Here is a 22545-nt window from a genome sequence, read left to right as displayed (position 1 = left end):
AGAACGGGGGCACTCAGGGTGATCGACGCGTACGAGGATCCGGGCACACCCGACGCGCGCGGCGGCTGGCACTACCTGTGGTGGCTGGTGCGCTGCCAGCCGGGCCGCTCGCTCGCCGGGGCGCTGCTGGGCAGTACCTGGCTGACCCTGATGGCCGGGACGCCGTACATGATGGCCCGGGCCGTCGACGACGGTCTGGTGCCGGGCGACATGGCGGTACTGGCCGGCTGGACCGCGGCGATCTTCGTCCTCGGCGCGGTCAACTCGTGGATCAGCATCATGCGCCACCGCACGATGACCCGGGTCCGCATGGACGCCTACTTCCGCACGATCAAGGTGGTCGTCGGGCACGCGGTCCGGCTCGGTGCGGAGCTGCCCCGGCGGGGCGGGGTCGGCGAGGTCGTCACCATCGGCGTCGGCGATGTGCACACCATCGCCCAGGCACTGACCGTCGTCGGTCCCGGGGTCGGCGCGGTCGTGGTGTACGGGGTGGTGGCCGGCCTGCTGCTGCCGATCTCCCCGCTGCTGACGGGCGTGGTGCTGCTCGGGATGCCGGTGCTGGCCCTGCTGGCGGGCCCGCCGGCCCGGCGGCTACAGGGCAGGGAGACCCAGTACCGGGAACGCCAGAGCGTCCTCACCGCCCGTATCGGCGACCTCGCCGGCGGCCTGCGTGTCCTCAACGGCCTCGGCGGCAAGGGCCTGTTCGCGGACGCCTTCCGGCGCGACTCCCAGCACCTGCGCGCCCAGGGCTACCGGGTGGGTGCGATCGCCAGCTGGGTCCAGGCGCTGGGCGTGGGCCTGCCCACGGTGTACCTGGCGGTCGTGACCTGGCTCGCGGCCCGCTCGGCCGCCCAGGGCGACATCACGGTCGGCCAGCTGGTGTCCGTCTACGGCTATGTCGCGGTCCTCGTCGGCCCCGTCGCCTTCTTCGTCGACATGGGCTACGAACTCAGCCGGGGCGTGGTCGCCGCCCGCCGAGTCGTCCGCCTCCTGCGCACACCCCCGGAACCCGACACCGGCACCGCACACCCGCCGGCCGAACCAGCCGTCCTCCACGACCCCGAGTCCGGCGTCCGCGTCCGCCCCGGCCGCCTCCACGCCCTCGTCGGCGCCGGCCCCACGGAGACGACGGCGGTGGTGGACCGCCTGGGCAGGTACGCGCCGTCGGACGCGACCTGGGGCGGCGTACGCCTGGACGCCGTACCGCTACCCGAAGTCCGCACCCGCATCCTGGTCGCCGACAACGACGCCGACCTCTTCGAAGGCCCCCTGAGCCATGTACTCACCGGAGGCGCAAACGCGCCCCAAAGGGGCGCGGGGCTGCATCAAATCTGCGGCTGCCGCCGCGCGGGCGCGACCAGCCCCCATCAACCCGCCGAAGCACCTCAGAACGCCGGCCACAACGCGCCCCAAAGGGGCGCGGGGAACTGCGCGACCAGCCACAACGGCGGCGCACCCGCCGACGCGCCCCCGGCCCCACCCCCTGACGCGCACCTCACCCAGGCCCTCCACGCAGCCGCGGCGAACGACATCGTCCAAGGCCTCCCCCACGGCCTCGACTCCCCGATCGACGCCCAGGCCCGCAACCTCTCCGGCGGCCAACGCCAACGCGTCCGCCTGGCCCGCGCCCTGCTCACCGACCCGGAGATCCTGCTCGCCGTGGAACCCACCTCCGCCCTGGACGCCCACACCGAGGCCCTGGTAGCGGAGCGCCTCCGCAGCGCCCGCGCGGGCCGCACCACCCTCCTCACCACCACCTCTCCCCTGATGCTGGCCCGTGCCGACGAGGTGATCTACCTGGTCGACGGCAAGGTCGCGGCGACCGGCACACACGAGGAACTGCTGGCGGACACCCCCGGCTACCGCGCCCTCGTCACCCGGGACGCGGAGGAGGAGATCGCCAGGTGACGACGAACCAGCTCCCCGTCGCGGGACGGGCCGCCGTACGCCGCGCGGCCGTCCGCCTGGTGAAGGCCGACCGCGTCGCCTTCACCGTCGCCCTGCTGCTGAACGCGGCGGCGGCCGCCACCGGTCTCGCCGGCCCCTGGCTGTTGGGCCGGATCGTGGACGCGGTCCGGGCCGGCCACGGCGTCGGCGCCGTGGACCGCCTCGCCCTGTGGATCCTGCTCTGCTCGCTCGCCCAGCTGCTGCTCGCCCGCTCCGCCCGCTACCTCGGCCACCGCTTCGGCGAGCGCACGCTGGCCCGGGTGCGCGAGGAGTTCGTGGACCGGGCGCTCGCGCTGCCCGCGTCGGTCGTGGAGCGGGCCGGCACCGGCGACCTGACCGCGCGCGGCACCTCCGACGTGAACGCCGTCGGCGTCACGCTGCGGGACATCGGGCCCGAGCTGCTGGTCTCCTCGGTGCAGGCGCTGTTCGTGATGGGCGCGGTGTTCGTGCTGGACCCGATGCTCGGCCTGTTCGGGGTGGTCGGGCTGACCCCGATCTGGTTCGCGCTGCGCTGGTATCTGCGCCGGGCCCGGGACGGCTATCTCGCCGAGGGCGCGGCCACCTCCGGGGTCGCGGAGATCGTCACGGCGACGGTGGCGGGCGCCCGCACGGTGGAGGCGTTCCGGCTCCAGGAGCGGCGGATCGCGGCGAGCCGGGACGCGCTGGAGACCAACCGGAAGGCCCGCTTCTACACGCTGTACCTGCGGACCGTGTTCTTCCCGGCGGTCGAGGTGTCCTACACCGTGCCGGTGGCCGGGGTGCTGCTGGTCGGCGGCCTGCTGCACACGGGCGTCGGCGTGGTGGTGTCGGCGGCGCTGTATCTGCGGCAGTTCACCGAGCCGCTGGACCAGATCCTGGTGCGGGTGGAGCAACTCCAGTCCAGCAGCGCCTCGTTCGCCCGGGTGGAGGGGCTGGCGCAGGCGCCCCGGGCGGCGGCGGACCGGGCGGCACCGGCGCCGGCGGACGACCGGATCGACGTCCGCGAGGTCCGGTACGCCTACGAGCGCGGCGGCGAGGTGCTGCGCGGGGTGGACCTCACCGTGCGGCCCGGGGAGCGGCTCGCGGTGGTGGGGCCGTCCGGCGCCGGGAAGACCACGCTGAGCCGGCTGCTGGCGGGTGTCGACGCGCCCGGGGCGGGGACGGTGACCGTGGGCGGGGTGCCGATCGCGGGGCTGGAGCCGGAGCGGCTGCGCCGCCAGGTCGTCCTCGTCACCCAGGAGCACCACGTCTTCCTCGGCACGGTCCGGGACAACCTGCTGATCGCCGAACCCACCGCGGGCGACGACGCCCTGTGGACGGCGCTCACGGCCGTCGGCGCCGACGGCTGGGTCCGTGCACTGCCCGAGGGTCTCGACACCCTGGTGGGCACCGGCGGTCGCGCCACCGACGGTTCCCAGGCCCAGCAACTCGCCCTGGCCCGGGTGGTGCTGGCGGACCCGCACACGCTGATCCTGGACGAGGCGACCGCGCTGCTGGACCCGGCCACCGCCCGGCACGCCGAGCGCGCGCTGGCCGCCGTGCTGGAGGGCCGTACGGTCATCGCCATCGCGCACCGGCTGCACACCGCCCACGACGCCGACCGGGTGGCCGTGATGGAGGACGGCCTGCTCTCCGAACTCGGCACCCACGAGGAGCTGGTGGCGGCGGGCGGGGCGTACGCGGCGCTGTGGGCGACCTGGCACGGCGACCGGGCGCCCTGACCCCGGTCCCCCGCATGCACGTCCGGACTGCCCGAACTCTCCGCATACCGAACATGAACATCCGGTCAACGAACCATTTCCGGCCAAGTTTCTGACGCGGTCCTGACAGATGGCGTTTTCTGGTGCCACTCTTCCCACGGCCGACTCACAGCAACCCCACAGAATCACCCTCTCGCTGCTGCCGGGTCGGCACTGCACGCGCACGTGGTTCCGCCCTGTTCTGCCCGGACCGCCCACCCGCGGCCCGGATCTCCCCTGGCCGTGTGACCCGCGGCCACGCAGAAGGAGTCAGTGTTGAGCAGCAGTTCCTCTCGCAGACGCACCCCCCACCGCACCGCAGTAGTGGCCCTCGCGGGCGTCACCGCCCTGATCGCCGCGGCCGTCCAGTCGGGCGCCGCCAGCGCCGCCCCCGCGGCCCCGCGGGCCGGCCAGGTCAACCCGGCCCACGCGGCCCTGCAGCTCTCGCCCTCGCAGCGCGCCGAGCTGCTCCGCGACGCGACCTCCGAGCGGGCCGCCACCGCCGAGGCGATAGGCCTCGGCGCGCAGGAGAAGCTGGTCGTCAAGGACGTCGTCAGGGACGCCGACGGCACCCTGCATACGCGCTACGAGCGCACCTACGCCGGGCTGCCGGTGCTCGGCGGCGACCTGATCGTCGACACCGCCAAGTCGGGCGCCACCGAGCGCGTCGTCAAGGCGAACAACAACACGATCAAGGTCGCCGGCCTCACCCCGGCCAAGAGCGCGGCGAGCGCCGAGAAGACCGCCCTCGCCGTCGCGAAGACGCTGGGCTCCACCAAGTCGGCCGCCGACGGCGCCCGCAAGGTGATCTGGGCCGGCTCCGGCAAGCCCGTCCTCGCCTACGAGACGGTCGTCGGCGGCTTCCAGGACGACGGCACGCCCAACCAGCTGCACGTCATCACGGACGCGGCCACCGGCAAGAAGCTCTTCGAGTACCAGGGCATCGAGAACGTCACGGGCACCGGCAACACCCAGTACAGCGGGACGGTGTCGCTGACCACGACCCAGTCGGGCTCGACGTACAACCTGACCGACGGCGACCGCGGCGGCCACAAGACGTACAACCTGAACCACGGCACCTCGGGCACCGGCACGCTGTTCTCCCAGTCGAGCAACACCTGGGGCAACGGCACCACGTCGAACGCCGCCACCGCGGGCGCCGACGCGCACTACGGGGCCGCCGAGACCTGGGACTTCTACAAGAACACCTTCGGCCGCAGCGGCATCAAGAACAACGGCGTCGGCGCCTACTCCCGCGTCCACTACGGCAACTCGTACGTGAACGCGTTCTGGGACGACGGCTGCTTCTGCATGACGTACGGCGACGGTTCCGGCAACGCGGACCCGCTGACCGCCCTCGACGTGGCCGGCCACGAGATGAGCCACGGCGTCACCTCGAACACCGCCGGTCTCAACTACAGCGGCGAGTCCGGCGGGTTGAACGAGGCGACCTCGGACATCTTCGGCACCGGCGTGGAGTTCTACGCGGCCAACTCCTCCGACGTCGGTGACTACCTCATCGGCGAGAAGATCGACATCAACGGCGACGGGACGCCGCTGCGCTACATGGACAAGCCCAGCAAGGACGGCGGCAGCGCCGACTACTGGTCCTCCTCGGTCGGCGGCCTCGACGTGCACTACTCGTCCGGCGTCGCGAACCACTTCTTCTACCTGCTGAGCGAGGGCAGCGGCGCCAAGGTCATCAACGGCGTCAGCTACAACTCGCCCACGAAGGACGGCCTTCCGGTCACCGGCATCGGCCGGGACAAGGCCCTCCAGATCTGGTACCGGGCGCTCACCACCAAGTTCACCTCGACCACCAACTACGCGGCCGCCCGCACCGGCACCCTCGCGGCGGCGGGTGAGCTGTACGGCACCACCAGCACCGAGTACAAGGCGGTGCAGGACGCCTGGGCGGCCGTGGCGGTCGGCTCGCGCTCCGGCGGCGGTGGCGGTACGGGCACCTCGTACGAGAGCACCACGGCCGTGTCGATTCCGGACAACGGGCCTGCGGTCACCTCGTCGATCACGGTCTCCGGCCGGACCGGCAACGCGCCGAGCAACTTGCAGGTAACGCCGAATATCAGCCACACGTGGCGCGGTGACCTGGTGGTCGATCTTGTCGGCCCGTCCGGTACGTCGTACCGCCTGAAGAACTTCAGCTCGTCCGACTCGGCGGACAACGTGACCGACACCTACACGGTCAACGCCTCCTCGGAATCGGCCAATGGGACCTGGAAGCTGAAGGTCCAGGACCAGGCCGCTCAGGATGTCGGCACGATCAACAGCTGGAAGCTGACCTTCCCGTAAACCGCAGGACACGAGGGTGCGACGCGGGCGCCGTCCGGGGGCTTCAGGCCCTCGGGCGGCGCCCGTTTTACATGGCCGCAACGTTCACCCAACACCTGCTTTTCGGCCAACATCACTTCAGGGTCCTGACATGTACGCGACCTTGATGTCACTCTTCCCTCACCCGTCGCACAGCACAGCAACTTCACATCACCAAAGCCGGGCCGGTAACCCCACTCCGCCCGGACTCCCCACATCATGAAGGAGCTTGAGTGAGCCCCCTCTACGCGCGTCACAAGCGCACCACGCTCGCCATCGCCACCGCTGTCGCCGCCGGCGCCCTGCTCACCACGGGTCTGACCGCCAACGCCTCGGCCGCCACCAAGCAGCCCCTGGCCGGCGCCCCGACCCTGCTCTCCAACTCCGCCCGCGCCGCCCTGATCCACGAGGCGCAGGCCGACGTCACCGAGACCGCGCAGCAGATAGGCCTCGGCGCCAAGGAGAAGCTGATCGTCAAGGACGTCGTCAAGGACGTCGACGGCACGGTCCACACGCGCTACGAGCGCACCTACGCGGGCCTTCCGGTCCTCGGCGGCGATGTCGTCGTGCACACCTCGAAGGCCGGCAAGACCGAGGGCGTCACCAAGGCGACCAAGGCCACCATCAAGGTCGCCTCGCTCAAGCCGCAGGTCACCGCCGCCAAGGCCGAGAAGACGGCGCTGTCCGCCGCCAAGACCCTCGGCTCCACCAAGTCGGCCGCCGACGGCGCCCGCAAGGTGATCTGGGCCGGCTCCGGCACCCCCGTCCTCGCCTACGAGACGGTCGTCGGCGGCTTCCAGGACGACGGCACCCCCAACAAGCTGCACGTCATCACCGACGCGGCCACCGGCAAGAAGCTCTTCGAGTACCAGGGCATCGAGAACGCGACCGGCACCGGCAAGACGCTGTACTCCGGCACGGTCAGCCTCACCACCACGCTGTCGGGCTCGACGTACTCGCTGACCGACGCCTCCCGCGGCGGCCACAAGACGTACAACCTGAAGCACACCACCAGCTCCGGCACCGGCACCCTGTTCACCAACACCACGAACACCTGGGGCACCGGTGCCGCCTCCAGCTCCACCACGGACGTGACCGCGGCCGCGGACGCCGCCTACGGCGCGCAGGAGACCTGGGACTTCTACAAGGACACCTTCGGCCGCAGCGGCATCAAGAACGACGGTGTCGGCGCCTACTCCCGCGTCCACTACGGCAGCAGCTACGTCAACGCCTTCTGGGACGACGACTGCTTCTGCATGACCTACGGCGACGGCTCCAGCAACACCCACCCGCTGACCTCGCTGGACGTGGCCGGCCACGAGATGAGCCACGGCGTCACCGCCAACACCGCGGGCCTCAACTACAGCGGTGAGTCCGGCGGCCTCAACGAGGCCACCTCCGACATCTTCGGCACCGGCGTCGAGTTCTACGCCGGCAACTCCTCCGACGTCGGCGACTACCTCATCGGCGAGAAGATCGACATCAACGGCGACGGCACCCCGCTGCGCTACATGGACCAGCCCAGCAAGGACGGCGGCTCCGCCAACTACTGGTCCTCGTCGGTCAAGAACCTGGACGTGCACTACTCGTCCGGTGTCGCCAACCACTTCTTCTACCTGCTGTCCGAGGGCAGCGGTTCGAAGACCATCAACGGGGTGTCGTACAACTCCCCGACCTACAACAGCTCCACGATCACCGGCATCGGCCGCGCCAAGGCGCTGCAGATCTGGTACAAGGCGCTGACCACGTACTTCACGTCCACCACCAACTACTCGGGCGCCCGCGCCGGCACCCTGTCGGCGGCGGCCGCGCTGTACGGCTCCAGCAGCACCGAGTACGCGACGGTGAAGGCCGCGTGGACCGCGGTCAACGTCGCCTCGTGACGCACTAGCGCCAGGTACGGAACGGGCCCCCGGGACGCAACCGTCCCGGGGGCCCGCCCTACTCTTGGCTCCCATGTCCTTCACGTACGAGGCGGTCGGCGCGACCCGCGAGAACCTCGCCGCCTGCCCGCCGGGCTTCCACCCCCTCCATGTACGCACCCGCATAGGCGAGGGCCGGGAAGTCTTCCACAAGGCCGCAGAGGCCGTCCTCACCTGGGAACTCCACCGCGCCCTGGGCGTGGGCATCGACGCCGCCGCCGACCGCGCGGCCCCCGGCGTCGATGTCACCGTCACCCTGGCCGGCCTGATCAAGGCCCCCTGCCGGATCGTCTGGACGGCGGAGGAGTCCCGCCGGGCCGGCTGGGCCTACGGCACCCTCGCCGGCCATCCCGAGAGCGGCGAGGAGGCCTTCCTCGTCGACCGCACCGGCGACGGCACGGTCTGGCTCACCGTCGCCGCCTTCAGCAGGCCCGCCAAGTGGTACGCCCGGGCGGCAGGACCGGCCACCCGCGGCCTCCAGCACGCGTACGCCCGTCGCTGCGGGGCGGTACTGCGCCGATTGTGCGCGGAGTTCTCCGAGGACTGACCAGCGGGGCGAAGCCGGCTGCCTCGCCCCGGTGCCGGGTCAGCGCATCAGCACCCCGGCCCCCTCCACCGCGCCCTCCGAAGGAGCCGTCACCAGCCCCAGTTCCGCGCCGGACGCCAGCAGCCGGTGGGAGGGCAGGACGCGGACCGTGTAGCCGTAGGGGCCGGTGCGGTCCAGGGCGAGGGGGCCCTCGTAGGTCCAGTGGCCCTCCAGGTCCGGGCCGCCGGTCGGCTTCAGCGGGACCGTCGTGGCGTCCGTGATGCGGTCCTCCGGGTCGACGCGGCCGGAGACCGCCTGGACCTCCACGTCGTCGGGGCCGAGGTCGCCGAGGCGGACGCGGACACGCAGGGCGAGGGTGGTGCCGAGTTCGGCGGTGGCCGTGGCGGTGGTGGTCGCCACGTGGTCCACCGAGACACCGTGCCAGGCGGCCCGCACCCGGCCCTTCCAGACGGCCAGTTCACGGGCCGCGTCCCCGGTCATGGACCGGTGGGCGTGGGCCGCGGGGGTGTAGAGGCGTTCGACGTACTCGCGGACCATGCGGCCCGCCAGCACCTTCGGGCCCAGCAGGGTCAGGGTCTGCCGGACCATCTCGATCCAGCGGTCGGGCAGCCCGGTCCGGCCGCGCTCGTAGAAGCGGGGGGTGACGCGCTGTTCGAGGAGGTCGTAGAGGGCGGCGGCCTCGATGTCGTCCCGGTGGTCGGGATCGGTGCCGGCGCCGTCCGCCGTCGGGATCGCCCACCCGAAGTCCGGCTGGAACCACTCGTCCCACCAGCCGTCCAGGACCGAGAGGTTGAGGCCGCCGTTCAGGGCCGCCTTCATGCCGCTCGTCCCGCACGCCTCCAGCGGGCGCAGCGGGTTGTTGAGCCAGATGTCGCAGCCGGGCAGCAGCTTCTGGGCCATCGCCATGCCGTAGTCGGGCAGGAAGACGATCCGGTGCCGGACCCGGGGGTCGTCGGTGAACCGGACCAGTTCCTGGACCAGCCGCTTGCCGCCGTCGTCCGCCGGGTGCGCCTTTCCGGCCACCACGATCTGGATCGGCCGCTCGGAGTGGAGCAGCAGGTCCATCAGCCGGTCCCGGTCGCTCAGCATGAGCGTGAGCCGCTTGTACGAGGGGACGCGGCGCGCGAACCCGATGGTCAGCACGTCGGGGTCGAGGGCCCGGTCGATCCAGCCCAGCTCGGCCGTGCCCGCGCCGCGCTGCCGCCAGGACGCCCGCAGCCGCTCCCGCACCTCCAGGACCAGCTGCTCGCGCAGGCTGCGGCGCAGGTCCCAGATCTCCTGGGCGGCGACGTCACCGACGGCGTCCCAGCGCTCGGGCCCGCCGACGGTCAGCGCCTCCTCGGTACGGCGGTCGCCGAGCTGCCGGGCGCCCAGCCGCACCACCTCGGGAGCCACCCAGGTCGGCGCGTGCACCCCGTTGGTCACGGAGGTGATCGGCACCTCGTCGGGGTCGAACCCCGGCCACAGTCCGGAGAACATCTCCCGGCTGACGCTGCCGTGCAGCAGCGAGACCCCGTTGGCGCGCTGGGCGAGCCGCAGCCCCATCACGGCCATGTTGAAGAGGTTGGGCTCACCGCCGGGATAGGTCTCCATGCCGAGGCGCAGGATCTGCTCCACGGCGATCCCGGGGAGTTCGGCGTCGGGGCCGAAGTGGTGGGCGACCAGCTCGCGGTCGAAGCGGTCGATGCCGGCCGGGACGGGGGTGTGGGTGGTGAAGACGGTGCCCGCGCGGACCGCCTCCAGGGCCGCGTCGAAGTCCAGCCCGGTGGCGGCCAGTTCGGCGATCCGCTCCAGGCCCAGGAAGCCCGCGTGGCCCTCGTTGGTGTGGAAGACCTCGGGCTCCGGGTGGCCGGTGAGCCGGCAGTACGTCCGTACGGCGCGCACACCCCCTATGCCCAGCAGCATCTCCTGGAGCAGTCGGTGTTCGCTGCCGCCGCCGTAGAGCCGGTCGGTGACCCCGCGTTCGCCGAGGTCGTTCTCCTCCACGTCGGAGTCCAGCATCAGCAGCGGCACCCTGCCGACCTGGGCCAGCCAGATCCGGGCGCGCAGCAGCCGGCCGCCGGGCAGCGCGAGGGAGACCTGGGCGGGGGTGCCGTCGGCCTCCTTCAGCAGCGCGACGGGGAGTTCGTTGGGGTCGAGGACGGGATAGTGCTCCTGCTGCCAGCCGTCCCGGGACAGGGTCTGCCGGAAGTAGCCGTGCCGGTAGAGGAGACCGACCCCGATGAGGGGGACGCCGAGGTCGCTGGCCGACTTGAGGTGGTCGCCGGCCAGGATGCCGAGGCCGCCCGAGTACTGGGGCAGGGCGGCCGTGATGCCGAACTCGGGTGAGAAGTAGGCGACGGCGGCCGGGAGTCCGGCGGACTCGGGCCGGGTCTGGTACCAGCGGTCGCCGGTCACGTAGTCGCCCAGGTCGTCGGCGACCGCGGTCAGCCGGCGCAGGAACCGCCGGTCGCCGGCCAGCTCGGCCAGCCGTGCCGGGGGCACGCTCCCGAGCAGCCGCACCGGGTCGCCCTCACAGGCGGCCCAGCCCTCGGGGTCGACGGACTGGAAGAGGTCACGTGTCTCGGTGTGCCAGGACCAGCGCAGGTTACGGGCCAGGTCGCTGAGGGGGCGCAGGGGGTCGGGGAGAACGGGACGGACGGTGAACCGACGGATCGCCTTCACGTTTCCACTCCACGCGTTCGCGGTGAGAGCCGTACGGCGGTGTGCGGCTCGGAGTCCCTCAGACAGTACCGGTGCCGGGGGTGCCGTCGGGGGTTGCGGCGCCGGACGGGCCGGTTGCCGTCACGCCTTCTTGTGGGGTCCGGCCCCGCGCGAGACCCTGCCTGCCTGAGCTGAGGAGGGGGACTCACAGCCATGTCACGGACGCGCACCCGGCGTCTGCGTCTGGCGGGGGGCTTGACCGCGGTCGTCACGGCCGCGGTGCTGTCGTCGGCCACCCTGCCCGCGCACGCCGTTTCGGAGGGGACCGTGGTCGGGGCCGGCCGGCCCGGCTCGGTCGGCGGAAGTTATCTGGTGACCCTGAAAGCGGGGATCGAGGGGGCGTCGGCGGCCGGGAAGGCCGTGGCCGCCCGCTATGGGGCGAAAATAAGCCATACTTACGACAGTGTGCTGAACGGCTACGCCGTCGAGGCGAACGCGAGACAGGCCAGACGGCTCGCCGCCGACTCGCGGGTCGCCTCCGTCGTCCAGGACAGCCGCGTACAGCTGGAGCGCACCCAGCGGAACCCGCCGTCCTGGGGCCTCGACCGCGTCGACCAGGCCGGTCTGCCGCTGGACCGGTCCTACAGCTGGCCGGCGTCGGGGGGCGCGGGCGTCACCGTCTACGTGATCGACACCGGCATCCGGATCACCCACGCCGACTTCGGCGGACGCGCGAGCTACGGCTGGGACTTCGTCGGGAACGACGGCTCCGCCGGCGACGGCAACGGCCACGGCACCCATGTCGCCGGCACCATCGCCGGCACCCGGTACGGCGTCGCCAAGAAGGCCCGGGTCGTCTCCGTGCGGGTCCTGGACAACACGGGCGCGGGCACCACCGCCCGGGTCATCGCCGGGATCGACTGGGTCACCGCGCACGCCCGCAGACCGGCGGTCGCCAACCTCAGCCTGGGCGGCCCGCACAGCGCCCAGCTCGACGCCGCCGTACGGAACTCGATCGCATCCGGGGTGACCTACACGGTCGCGGCCGGCAACGAGGGCGTACCGGTCGCCCGCTCCTCACCGGCCGACGTCCCGCAGGCCCTCACCGTCGGCGCCACCGACCGCACCGACGCCCGCGCCGGCTTCTCCGACTACGGCGCCGCCGTCGACCTGTTCGCCCCGGGCGTGGCCATCACCTCGGACGGGAAGGCGAGCGACACCGCGACGGCGACCTACTCGGGTACGTCGATGGCGGCACCGCACGTGGCGGGCGCCGCCGCGCTCTATCTCTCCGGCCATTCCAAGGCGCCCCCGGCCCAGGTCGCCAAGGCCCTGATTGCGGGGGCGGCGAGCGGGAAGGTGTCCGGTGCGGGGCTCGGTTCGCCCAACAGGCTCCTGCGGGTGCCGAAGGCGTAAAGCGGTTTCTGGTGTGGGATCACGCCACCGGCCCCGTTCGGTCGAGAACGGGGCCGGTCTTGTGCGTAGACATACGGCTGAGTAGTTAACAAAGTGCCGGATTGCCCACCCGAATAGGGTGGGAAGGCTCCTCCGGTACACCCCGCAGACACAGCACAGATACCGCGCACCGGTACAACCTTCAGGTACACCCTCCGGACACACCCGCAGGACCCATCTCCCCACCACCCATCCGCCCACACCCTCGTTGCCGCGGACAGGAGCGGTCATGCCCGCCACGCACCAGCCGTCAGCACCTCCGATACGGCGCACGCCACCCGGCGCCACACCCCCCGCGGACGAGGCCACCGCCGTCGGCCGCATACCCGTCCTCGACGTCCGCCCCCTGATCCAGCAGGGACGCCGGCCCGCCAAAGCGGTGACCGGGGAGTCGTTCGAGGTCACCGCCACCGTCTTCCGCGAGGGCCATGACGCCGTCGCCGCCAACGTCGTACTGAAGGACCCCAAGGGCCGCCCGGGCCCCTGGACGCCGATGCGGGAGCTCGCCCCCGGCACGGACCGCTGGGGCGCCACCGTCACCGCGGACGGGAAACCGGGCCGCTGGACCTACCAGGTCGAGGCATGGGGGGATCCGGTCACCACCTGGCGCCACCACGCCGAGATCAAGATCCCGGCGGGCATCGACACCGAACTGGTCCTGGAGGAGGGCGCCCGGCTCTACGAACGGGCCGCCGCCGGGGTCCCGAAGGCCAGGAAGCGGGAGATCCTGCTGGCCGCCGTCGCCGCCCTGCGCGACGAGGAACGGCCCGCCCCCTGGCGCCTGGCCGCCGCCCTCACCCCCGAGGTCGACAAGGTCCTGGCCCGGCATCCGCTGCGGGAGCTGGTCACCGCCTCCGAGCCGCTGCCGCTGCTCGTCGAGCGCGAACGCGCCCTGTACGGCTCCTGGTACGAGTTCTTCCCGCGTTCGGAGGGGACGCCGGAGCGGCCGCACGGCACGTTCCGGACAGCGGCCCGGCGGCTGAAGCCGATCGCGGACATGGGCTTCGACGTCGTCTACCTGCCCCCGATCCACCCCATCGGGACCACCTTCCGCAAGGGCCGCAACAACACCCTCATCCCGGGCCCCCAGGACGTGGGCGTGCCCTGGGCGATCGGCTCGCCGGAGGGCGGGCACGACGCGGTCCATCCGGACCTGGGGACGCTTGAGGACTTCCAGTGGTTCGTGGAACAGGCCCGGACGCACGGACTCGAAGTCGCCCTGGACTTCGCGTTGCAGTGCTCCCCGGACCATCCCTGGGTGGAGAAGCACCCGGAGTGGTTCCACCACCGGCCCGACGGCACCATCGCCTACGCCGAGAACCCGCCGAAGAAGTACCAGGACATCTACCCCATCGCCTTCGACGCCGACCTGGACGGCCTGATCGCCGAGACGGTCCGCGTGCTGCGGCACTGGATGTCCTGCGGGGTGCGGATCTTCCGCGTCGACAACCCGCACACCAAACCGGTGGTGTTCTGGGAGCGGGTCATCGCCGAGATCAACACGGCCGACCCGGACGTGATCTTCCTCGCCGAGGCGTTCACCCGGCCCGCGATGATGCGCACCCTCGCCCAGGTCGGCTTCCAGCAGTCGTACACGTACTTCACCTGGCGCAACACCAAGCAGGAACTCACCGAGTACGCGACCGAACTCGCCGCCGAGACCGCCTCCTACATGCGGCCGAACTTCTTCGCCAACACCCCGGACATCCTGCACGCCTACCTCCAGCACGGCGGCCGCCCCGCCTTCGAGGCCCGCGCCGTGCTCGCCGCCACCCTCTCCCCCACCTGGGGCATCTACAGCGGCTACGAACTCTGCGAGAACACCCCCCTGCGTGCGGGCGGCGAGGAGTACCTCGACTCCGAGAAGTACCAGCTCAAAAACCGCGACTGGGCGCAAGCCGAGACGGCCGGTATCGCCCCGCTCATCACCCGCCTGAACGCCCTGCGGCGCGGCAGCCCGGCCCTGCGGCAGCTGCGCGACATCCACTTCCACCATGCCGACAAGGAGGAGGTGATCGTCTACAGCAAGCGGAGCGGATCGAACACGGTTCTGGTGGTCGTCAACCTCGACCCCCACCACACCCAGGAGGCCACGGTCTCGTTGGACATGCCGCAACTCGGCCTGAACTGGCATGAGTCGGTGCCGGTGCGCGACGAGCTCACCGGCGAAACCTACAACTGGGGCAGGGCCAACTATGTGCGCCTGGAGCCGGGTCACCGGGCCGCGCACATCCTCACCGTCCTGCGACCGTCCCCGCGGATCGGAGGGTCACCCACACAATGATCGTCAACGAACCCGTCCCGGACACCTTCGAGGACACGCCCGCCAAGGACCGGGATCCCGACTGGTTCAAACGCGCCGTCTTCTACGAGGTCCTGGTCCGTTCCTTCCAGGACAGCAACGGCGACGGCATCGGCGACCTCAAGGGCCTGACCGCGAAACTCGACTATCTGCAGTGGCTCGGCGTCGACTGCCTCTGGCTGCCGCCCTTCTTCAAGTCCCCTCTGCGGGACGGCGGTTACGACGTCTCCGACTACACGGCCGTGCTCCCGGAGTTCGGTGACCTCGCCGACTTCGTGGAGTTCGTCGACGCCGCCCACCAGCGCGGCATGCGCGTCATCATCGACTTCGTCATGAACCACACCAGCGACCAGCACCCGTGGTTCCAGGAGTCGCGCAAGGACCCCGGGGGTCCGTACGGCGACTACTACGTGTGGGACGACAAGGACGACCGCTACCAGGACGCGCGGATCATCTTCGTCGACACCGAGGTCTCCAACTGGACCTACGACCCGGTCCGCAAGCAGTACTACTGGCACCGCTTCTTCTCCCACCAGCCGGACCTCAACTACGAGAACCCGGCCGTCCAGGAGGAGATCCTCTCCGCGCTCCGCTTCTGGCTCGACCTGGGCATCGACGGCTTCCGGCTGGACGCGGTGCCGTACCTCTACCAGAGCGAGGGCACCAACTGCGAGAACCTCCCCGCGACCCACGACTTCCTGAAGCGGGTCCGCAAGGAGATCGACGCCCAGTACCCGGACGTGGTGCTGCTGGCCGAGGCGAACCAGTGGCCGGAGGACGTCGTCGACTACTTCGGCGACTACCGCAGCGGCGGCGACGAGTGCCACATGGCGTTCCACTTCCCGGTCATGCCCCGGATCTTCATGGCCGTGCGGAGGGAGTCCCGCTACCCCGTCTCCGAGATCCTCGCCAAGACCCCGGCCATCCCGTCCGGCTGCCAGTGGGGCATCTTCCTGCGCAACCACGACGAGCTGACCCTGGAGATGGTCACCGACGAGGAACGCGACTACATGTGGGCCGAGTACGCCAAGGACCCACGGATGCGCGCCAACATCGGCATCAGGCGGCGCCTGGCCCCCCTCCTCGACAACGACCGCAACCAGATCGAGCTGTTCACCGCCCTGCTGCTCTCGCTCCCGGGCTCGCCGATCCTCTACTACGGCGACGAGATCGGCATGGGCGACAACATCTGGCTCGGCGACCGCGACGCCGTCCGCACCCCCATGCAGTGGACCCCCGACCGCAACGCCGGCTTCTCGTCGTCCGACCCGGGGCGGCTGTACCTGCCGACCATCATGGATCCCGTCTACGGCTACCAGGTCACCAACGTCGAGGCGTCCATGTCGTCGCCGTCCTCGCTGCTGCACTGGACCCGCCGCATGATCGAGATCCGCAAGCAGAATCCTGCCTTCGGACTGGGGTCCTATACCGAGCTCCAGTCGTCGAACCCGGCGGTGATCGCGTTCCTGCGGGAGTACGAGGACGATCTCGTCCTCTGCGTGCACAACTTCTCCCGGTTCGCCCAACCCACCGAGCTGGACCTGCGGCGCTTCAACGGACGCCATCCGGTGGAACTGTTCGGCGGGGTGCGCTTCCCGGCGGTCGGCGAGCTGCCGTACCTGCTCACCCTGGCGGGGCACGGCTTCTACTGGTTCCGGCTGCGCGCGGACGCGGCCCAATAGAGCTCGACCGACGAGAGCCCGGGCGGGCCCGGTTTCCCCCGGCCCGCCCGGGGCACGCATCACTCACACCCCCGACGATCCGGGGAAAGGACGTACCGCCATGGCGGAAACGGTCACCCCCTCCACGCCCCCTCTGCTCGCCTCGCTCGACCCGCTCCTGCGCGACTGGCTGCCCCGGCAGCGCTGGTTCGCCGGCAAGGGCCGCCCGGTCACGGGCTTCGCCACGGTGGCCGAGACCGAACTGCTGCCGTCCGACAGCCGGCTGGGCCTGCACCATCTGCTGGTCCGCGCCCACCAGCCGCCCGCCACCGCCGGGGCCGGCGACTGCTACCAGCTCCTCATAGGCGTGCGCGAGGCGCTGCCGCCCCGGCTGGCGCCCGCGCTGATCGGACACGTGACCGACGGCCCGCTGGCCGGACGCACGGTGTACGACGCCTTGTACGACCCCCGGCCCGCGGAGATGCTGCTGGAGGCCCTGCGCACCCGGGCCCGCATCGGCGGGCTGCGCTTCGAGCGCGACCCCGGCCAGGAGATACGCGACGGGCTGGTGGCCCGCCTGCTGACCGCCGAGCAGTCCAACTCCTCGGTCGTCTACGGAGATACGTTCATCCTGAAGCTGTTGCGCCGGGTGGTGCCCGGCGTCAACCCCGACCTGGAGATACCCCTGGCGCTGGCCCGCGAGGGCTGTGCCCGGGTGCCCGCCCCGACCGCCTGGCTGCGGGCAGAGCTGGGCGGGGAACCGTATGTGCTGGCCGTGCTCCAGCCCTTCGTGCGCGGCGCGACCGACGGCTGGGAGCTGGCGCTGCGGGAGCTGGCCAAGGGCGAGGACTTCACGGCCGAGGCGCGGGCGCTGGGCCGGGCCACCGCCGAGGTGCACACCGCGCTGGCCCGGGCGCTGCCGACCGTCACCCTCGGGCGCAGCCAGCTGGAGTCGCAGGTCGCGGGGATGGTGGAGCGGCTGGAGGCGGCCGCACAGGCGGTACCGGCGCTGCGGCCGTACGAGGACGGGCTGCGGTCCGCCTACCGGGCGCCGGCCCAGCTGGCCGCCGAGGGCAGTACCTGGACCGCCCAGCGGGTGCACGGCGATCTGCATCTGGGGCAGTGCCTGCGCTCGCCGTCGGGCGAGTGGTCGCTGATCGACTTCGAGGGCGAGCCGGCCCGCCCGCTGGCCGAGCGCCGGATGCCGCAGCCGGTGGTCCGGGACATCGCCGGGATGCTGCGCTCCTTCGACTACGCGGCCCACTCCGTGACCCCGGCCGACCCCGGCTGGGCGCACCGCTGCCGGGCGGCCTACTGTTCCGGCTACGCCGAGATCACCGGCACCGACCCGCGCACCGATCCCGTCCTGCTGCGGGCCTACGAGACCGACAAGGCCGTCTACGAGGTCGTCTACGAGGCCCGGCACCGCCCCGACTGGCTCCCCGTACCGCTGTCGGCCGTACACCGCCTGGCCACCCCCGACCCGAACTGATCCCGGGAGACGCGTCCGTGACCTCCAAGAACCCCGTGTCCGTAGCCGACGGCGACCGTGAGCGGCTGCTGCACGGCACCCATCACGACCCGCACGCGGTCCTCGGCGCGCACTCCGTCCCGGGCGGGGTCGCCGTGCGCGCGTTCCGCCCGTACGCCCGCGCGGTGACGGTCGTCGCCGGAGAGGACCTGCGCGCCGAACTCCACGACGACGGCGACGGCTTCTTCTCCGCCCTGCTCCCGCTCACCGAGGTGCCGGTCCACCGCCTCCTCGTGGAGTACGACGGGACGGTCCAGGAGGTCGAGGACGCGTACCGCTTCCTGCCCACCCTGGGCGATCTGGACCTCCATCTGATCGGCGAGGGCCGGCACGAGCGGCTGTGGGAGGCGCTCGGCGCGCACCCCACGACCCACCAGGGCGTCGCCGGCACCCGGTTCGCGGTGTGGGCGCCGAACGCGCGGGGCGTGCGGCTGGCCGGCGGCTTCAACTTCTGGGACGGCACCGGGTATCCGATGCGGTCGCTGGGATCCTCCGGGATCTGGGAGCTGTTCGTGCCGGGCATCGGCGAGGGCGAGCTGTACAAGTTCGACATCACCCGCCCGGACGGCTCGCACACCCTGCGGGCGGATCCGATGGCCCGCCGTACCCAGACCCCGCCGGACACGTCGTCGATCGTGGACGCGTCCCGGCACGAGTGGGCCGACGCGGAGTGGATGGCCCACCGGGCCGACACCCCCGTCCACGAGTCCCCCTTCTCGGTCTACGAGGTGCACCTCCCGTCCTGGCGGCCGGGCCTGACCTACCGCGAGCTGGCCGAGCAGCTGCCCGCCTACGTCCGGGACCTGGGCTTCACGCACGTCGAGCTGATGCCGGTCGCCGAGCATCCCTTCGGCGGCTCCTGGGGCTACCAGGTCACCGGCTTCTACGCACCGACGGCCCGCCTCGGCACCCCCGACGACTTCAAGTACCTGGTCGACGCGCTGCACCGGGCCGGCGTCGGCGTGCTGATGGACTGGGTGCCGGCGCACTTCCCGCGCGACGACTGGGCGCTGGCCGAGTTCGACGGGCGCCCGCTGTACGAACACGCGGACCCGCTGCGCGCCGCCCACCCCGACTGGGGCACCCTGGAGTTCGACTTCGGCCGCCGCGAGGTGCGCAACTTCCTGGTCGCCAACGCGGTGTACTGGTGCGAGGAGTTCCACATCGACGGGCTGCGGGTGGACGCGGTCGCCTCGATGCTCTACCTCGACTACTCGCGCGAGCCGGGCCAGTGGACGCCGAACGAGCACGGCGGCCGGGAGAACCTGGACGCGGTGGCGTTCCTGCAGGAGATGAACGCGACCGTGTACCGCCGGGCCCCGGGTGTCGTCACGATCGCCGAGGAGTCGACGGCCTGGGAGGGCGTCACCCGCCCCACCGACTCCGGCGGTCTCGGCTTCGGCCTGAAGTGGAACATGGGCTGGATGCACGACTCGCTGGAGTACATGCAGCACGAGCCGGTGCACCGCAAGTACCACCACCACGAGATGACCTTCTCGATGGTCTACGCGTACAGCGAGAACTACGTCCTGCCCATCTCCCACGACGAGGTCGTGCACGGCAAGCGCTCGCTGGTCTCGAAGATGCCCGGCGACTGGTGGCAGCAACGCGCCAACCTCCGCGCCTACCTGGGCTTCATGTGGGCCCACCCCGGCAAGCAGCTCCTGTTCATGGGTCAGGAGTTCGCCCAGGGCGCGGAGTGGTCGGAGGCGCGCGGCCCGGACTGGTGGCTGCTCGACCCCGGCTACGGCGCCGAGGCCGACCACCGGGGCGTGCGCGACCTGGTCCGCGACCTCAACACGGTCTACTCCGCGACCCCGGCCCTGTGGCAGCGGGACACCGACCCGAGCGGCTTCCAGTGGATCGTGGGGGACGCGGCGGAGGACGACGTCTTCGCGTTCCTTCGGCTGGACGCCGACGGCACCCCGCTCCTCGCGGTCGCCAACCTCTCCCCCGTGGTCCGCCACGACTACCGCCTGGGCGTCCCGGACGAGATCCCCGCCTGGCACGAGACCCTCAACACGGACGCGGCCCGCTACGGCGGCAGCGGTGTCGCCAACCCCGACCCGGTGAAGCCGGAACACCACCCCTCCCACGGCCGCCCCACGAGCATCCGCCTGTCCCTGCCACCGCTGGCTACGGTGTGGCTGCGGCCTGCCTGAGCCCGTCCGGCAGGCCGCCGGTGTGCAGCACCCCCAGTCGCTGGGTCGCCCGGGTCAGGGCCACGTAGAGGTCGCTGGTGCCGTACCGTCCCGGTTCCACCACCAGGACGGAGTCGAACTCAAGACCCTTGGCCTGGCGCGGGTCGAGGAGGACGACGGTCCGCGTCAGGTCGGGTTCGGCGCCCGCCGTGACGCCGTCCAGACGGGCGGCCAGGGAGCGGTGCAGGTCGCGCGGGGCGATCACCGCGAGGCGGCCCTCGGCGGGGGTGAGTTCGACGACCGCCTTCGCGACCGCGCTCGGCAGGTCGTCGGCCGCCCGCCGGATCCACGGCCGTACGCCCGTCGAGCGGACCGAGCTGGGCGGCTCGAAGTCCGGGTTCTCCGCGCGGACCACGGCCGCCGCGAGGTCCATGATCTCGGACGGGGTGCGGTAGTTGACGCCGAGGCGGGTGTGGTCCCAGCGGTCCTCCACGTAGGGGTGCAGGATCTCCGACCAGGAACCCACGCCCGCCGCCTCCGCCGTCTGGGCCGGGTCGCCGACCAGGGTCATCGAGCGGGTCGGGCTGCGGCGCATCAGCAGCCGCCAGGCCATCGGGGAGAGTTCCTGCGCCTCGTCCACGATGATGTGCCCGAACGCCCAGGTCCGGTCGGCCGCCGCGCGTTCGGCCGCGCTGCGGAAGTCCTCCTCCTCCTGGCGCTCGGCGAAGCGCTCGGCGTCGATGATGTCGTGCGCGGACAGCACCTCCGAGGAGTCGGGATCATCGTCTTCCTTGTCCTCGAACTCGTAGGTCCGGGAGGCGTAGGAGACGTCGAGGACGCCCTGGGCGTACGCGATCTGCGTCTCGCGCTCGCGTTCCGCCCGGGCCCGGGCGACACGCTCGTCGACGCCCAGCAGTTCGGCCGCCTCGTCGAGGAGGGGGACGTCCGAGACCGTCCAGGCCCGGGTCACCGGGCGGCGGACCGCGGCCGCGTCCTCGGCGCCGAGGTACCCCTCGGGGGCGGCGAGGAAGTCGGCGAGCAGGCGCCGCGGGGTGAGCAGCGGCCACAGCTGGTCGACGGCGGACCAGACCTCGGGGTTCTCGGCGAGTTCGTCGCGGATCTGGGTGATGTCGGAGGCGTCGAGCAGGCTGCTGCCGTCGAAGGGGTCGGTGCCCACGCGTTCGGCGTACAGCTCGGTGAGGGTGTTGAGGATGTGGCCCTCGAAGTACTCGCGGGACGCGTTGTGCGGGAGCCCGGCGGCGCGGGTGCGCTCCCGGGCCATGTTCACCAGGCCGTCGTCGAGCATCAGGACCTCGCGGTCGTGCTCGATGGCCAGGACGGGGTCGGGCAGCGTCTGCCGGTCCCGTACGACGGCGGCGAGCACGTCGGCCATGTCGGCGCGGCCCTTCACGGCGGCCGCCTCGGGGGTGTCGGCGGCCGTCGCCTTCACCCCGGGGAACAGTTCGCCGACGGTCGCCAGCAGCACTCCGGTCTCGCCGAGCGAGGGCAGCACCTCGCCGATGTAGCCGAGGAAGGCGGGATTGGGGCCGACGATCAGGACGGCACGCTTGGCGAGCAGTTCGCGGTGTTCGTAGAGGAGGAAGGCGGCGCGGTGCAGCGCGACCGCCGTCTTTCCGGTCCCCGGGCCGCCCTCGACCACCAGGACTCCCCGGTGGGGCGCGCGGATGATCTCGTCCTGCTCGGCCTGGATGGTCTGCACGATGTCGTTCATCCGGCCGGTGCGGGCCGAATCGAGGGCGGCCAGCAGCACCGCGTCGCCGGACGGGTCCTCGTGCCCGGTGCGCTCCCGGTCGCCGAGGTCGAGGATCTCGTCGTGCAGGGCGCTGACCCGGCGGCCGTCGGTGGCGATGTGCCGGCGGCGGCGCAGGCCCATCGGGGTGTGGCCGGTGGCCAGGTAGAAGGGGCGGGCGACCTCGGCACGCCAGTCGACGAGGACCGGGGTGCGCTCGGTGTCGTCCAGCCGCAGCCCGATGCGCCCGATGTGGTGCCTGGTGCCGGAGGTGAGGTCGATGCGGCCGAAGCACAGCGAGCCGTCCACGGCGTTCAGTGCGGCGAGCAGTCCGGAGCGCTCGGCGACCAGGATGTCCCGCTCCAGGCGGGCCTGCATCGGCTTGTCGCCGAGGGCGAGGGCGTCCGCGACCGAGTCCTCGGTGTCGCCGCGCAGGGCGTCCACCCGTGCGTACAGTCCGTCGATGAATTCCTGCTCGTGCCGCAATTCATCATCTGGAAATTCGGTGTTTGACAATTCCGCTCCCGCCCGGATATACTGTGCCCACTGAACTTCTTCGCGACTCGGCCGATTTCATCGTCGACTTGAAGTCGCGAACTC

12 protein-coding genes are annotated in these 22545 nt (G+C 71.7%); 10 read left to right on the top strand and 2 right to left on the bottom strand.

What is annotated here, in order from left to right; translation table 11 throughout:
• Positions 1–18: 18 nt before the first annotated feature.
• From ACIPSJ_RS14265 to ACIPSJ_RS14245, 5 genes are all read left to right on the top strand, one after another.
• The gene (locus ACIPSJ_RS14265; RefSeq protein WP_401345774.1) at positions 19–1908 is read left to right on the top strand and encodes an ABC transporter transmembrane domain-containing protein; all 1890 of its coding nucleotides are present in this window, start codon (positions 19–21) and stop codon (positions 1906–1908) included.
• Positions 1905–3647, top strand: coding sequence for an ABC transporter ATP-binding protein (locus ACIPSJ_RS14260; RefSeq protein WP_401345772.1), 1743 nt, complete (start codon positions 1905–1907; stop codon positions 3645–3647). The genes ACIPSJ_RS14265 and ACIPSJ_RS14260 overlap by 4 nt, the downstream gene beginning before the upstream one ends.
• A gap of 294 nt (positions 3648–3941) precedes the next feature.
• Positions 3942–5975 (top strand): M4 family metallopeptidase, encoded by a 2034-nt coding sequence (locus ACIPSJ_RS14255; RefSeq protein WP_401345770.1) that lies wholly within the window; start codon positions 3942–3944, stop codon positions 5973–5975.
• Between the two features lie 251 nt (positions 5976–6226).
• Positions 6227–7876, top strand: coding sequence for a M4 family metallopeptidase (locus ACIPSJ_RS14250; RefSeq protein ID WP_359218662.1), 1650 nt, complete (start codon positions 6227–6229; stop codon positions 7874–7876).
• Positions 7877–7949: 73 nt separating this feature from the next.
• Complete coding sequence (locus ACIPSJ_RS14245) at positions 7950–8462, top strand: DUF1990 domain-containing protein (RefSeq protein ID WP_359218660.1); 513 nt, start codon at positions 7950–7952, stop codon at positions 8460–8462.
• A gap of 39 nt (positions 8463–8501) precedes the next feature.
• Here the strand turns inward: ACIPSJ_RS14245 and ACIPSJ_RS14240 are convergent, their stop codons facing one another.
• Complete coding sequence (locus ACIPSJ_RS14240) at positions 8502–11126, bottom strand: glycosyltransferase family 1 protein (RefSeq protein ID WP_401345767.1); 2625 nt, start codon at positions 11124–11126, stop codon at positions 8502–8504.
• 192 nt (positions 11127–11318) lie between these two features.
• On the opposite strand from ACIPSJ_RS14240, the gene ACIPSJ_RS14235 reads away from it, so the two are divergent.
• From ACIPSJ_RS14235 to glgB, 5 genes are all read left to right on the top strand, one after another.
• Positions 11319–12521 carry a S8 family peptidase gene (locus tag ACIPSJ_RS14235; protein ID WP_359218656.1) on the top strand — a complete coding sequence of 401 codons (1203 nt, stop codon included), beginning with the start codon at positions 11319–11321 and terminating at the stop codon, positions 12519–12521.
• 268 nt (positions 12522–12789) lie between these two features.
• Entirely contained in the window at positions 12790–14844 is a 2055-nt protein-coding gene (locus ACIPSJ_RS14230) for an alpha-1,4-glucan--maltose-1-phosphate maltosyltransferase (protein WP_401345765.1), read from the top strand.
• On the top strand, positions 14841–16544 hold the full coding sequence (gene treS / locus ACIPSJ_RS14225) for a maltose alpha-D-glucosyltransferase (protein ID WP_401345763.1): 1704 nt from the start codon (positions 14841–14843) through the stop codon (positions 16542–16544). The genes ACIPSJ_RS14230 and treS overlap by 4 nt, the downstream gene beginning before the upstream one ends.
• A gap of 100 nt (positions 16545–16644) precedes the next feature.
• Positions 16645–18015: a maltokinase gene (locus ACIPSJ_RS14220; RefSeq protein ID WP_401345762.1), complete on the top strand. Its 1371-nt coding sequence runs from the start codon at positions 16645–16647 to the stop codon at positions 18013–18015.
• Positions 18016–18032: 17 nt separating this feature from the next.
• Complete coding sequence (gene glgB / locus ACIPSJ_RS14215) at positions 18033–20216, top strand: 1,4-alpha-glucan branching enzyme (RefSeq protein ID WP_401345761.1); 2184 nt, start codon at positions 18033–18035, stop codon at positions 20214–20216.
• Here glgB and ACIPSJ_RS14210 read toward each other — a convergent pair.
• Entirely contained in the window at positions 20191–22431 is a 2241-nt protein-coding gene (locus ACIPSJ_RS14210) for a HelD family protein (protein ID WP_401345759.1), read from the bottom strand. The genes glgB and ACIPSJ_RS14210 overlap by 26 nt on opposite strands.
• Positions 22432–22545: the final 114 nt, after the last annotated feature.

It is taken from the genome of Streptomyces sp. NPDC090088, from assembly GCF_044747345.1.
Taxonomy (GTDB): Bacteria; Actinomycetota; Actinomycetes; order Streptomycetales; family Streptomycetaceae; genus Streptomyces.
The sequence above is the reverse complement of the archived record's forward strand: the minus strand, read 5'-3'. Positions and strand labels throughout refer to the sequence as shown.

What these genes read in the sequence shown, in the direction of transcription:
- ACIPSJ_RS14220 (WP_401345762.1), top strand. Translation starts at nt 16,645, where the DNA reads ATGGCGGAAACGGTCACCCCCTCCACGCCCCCTCTGCTCGCCTCGCTC.
- ACIPSJ_RS14230 (WP_401345765.1), top strand. Translation starts at nt 12,790, where the DNA reads ATGCCCGCCACGCACCAGCCGTCAGCACCTCCGATACGGCGCACGCCA.
- ACIPSJ_RS14235 (WP_359218656.1), top strand. Translation starts at nt 11,319, where the DNA reads ATGTCACGGACGCGCACCCGGCGTCTGCGTCTGGCGGGGGGCTTGACC.
- ACIPSJ_RS14245 (WP_359218660.1), top strand. Translation starts at nt 7,950, where the DNA reads ATGTCCTTCACGTACGAGGCGGTCGGCGCGACCCGCGAGAACCTCGCC.
- treS (WP_401345763.1), top strand. Translation starts at nt 14,841, where the DNA reads ATGATCGTCAACGAACCCGTCCCGGACACCTTCGAGGACACGCCCGCC.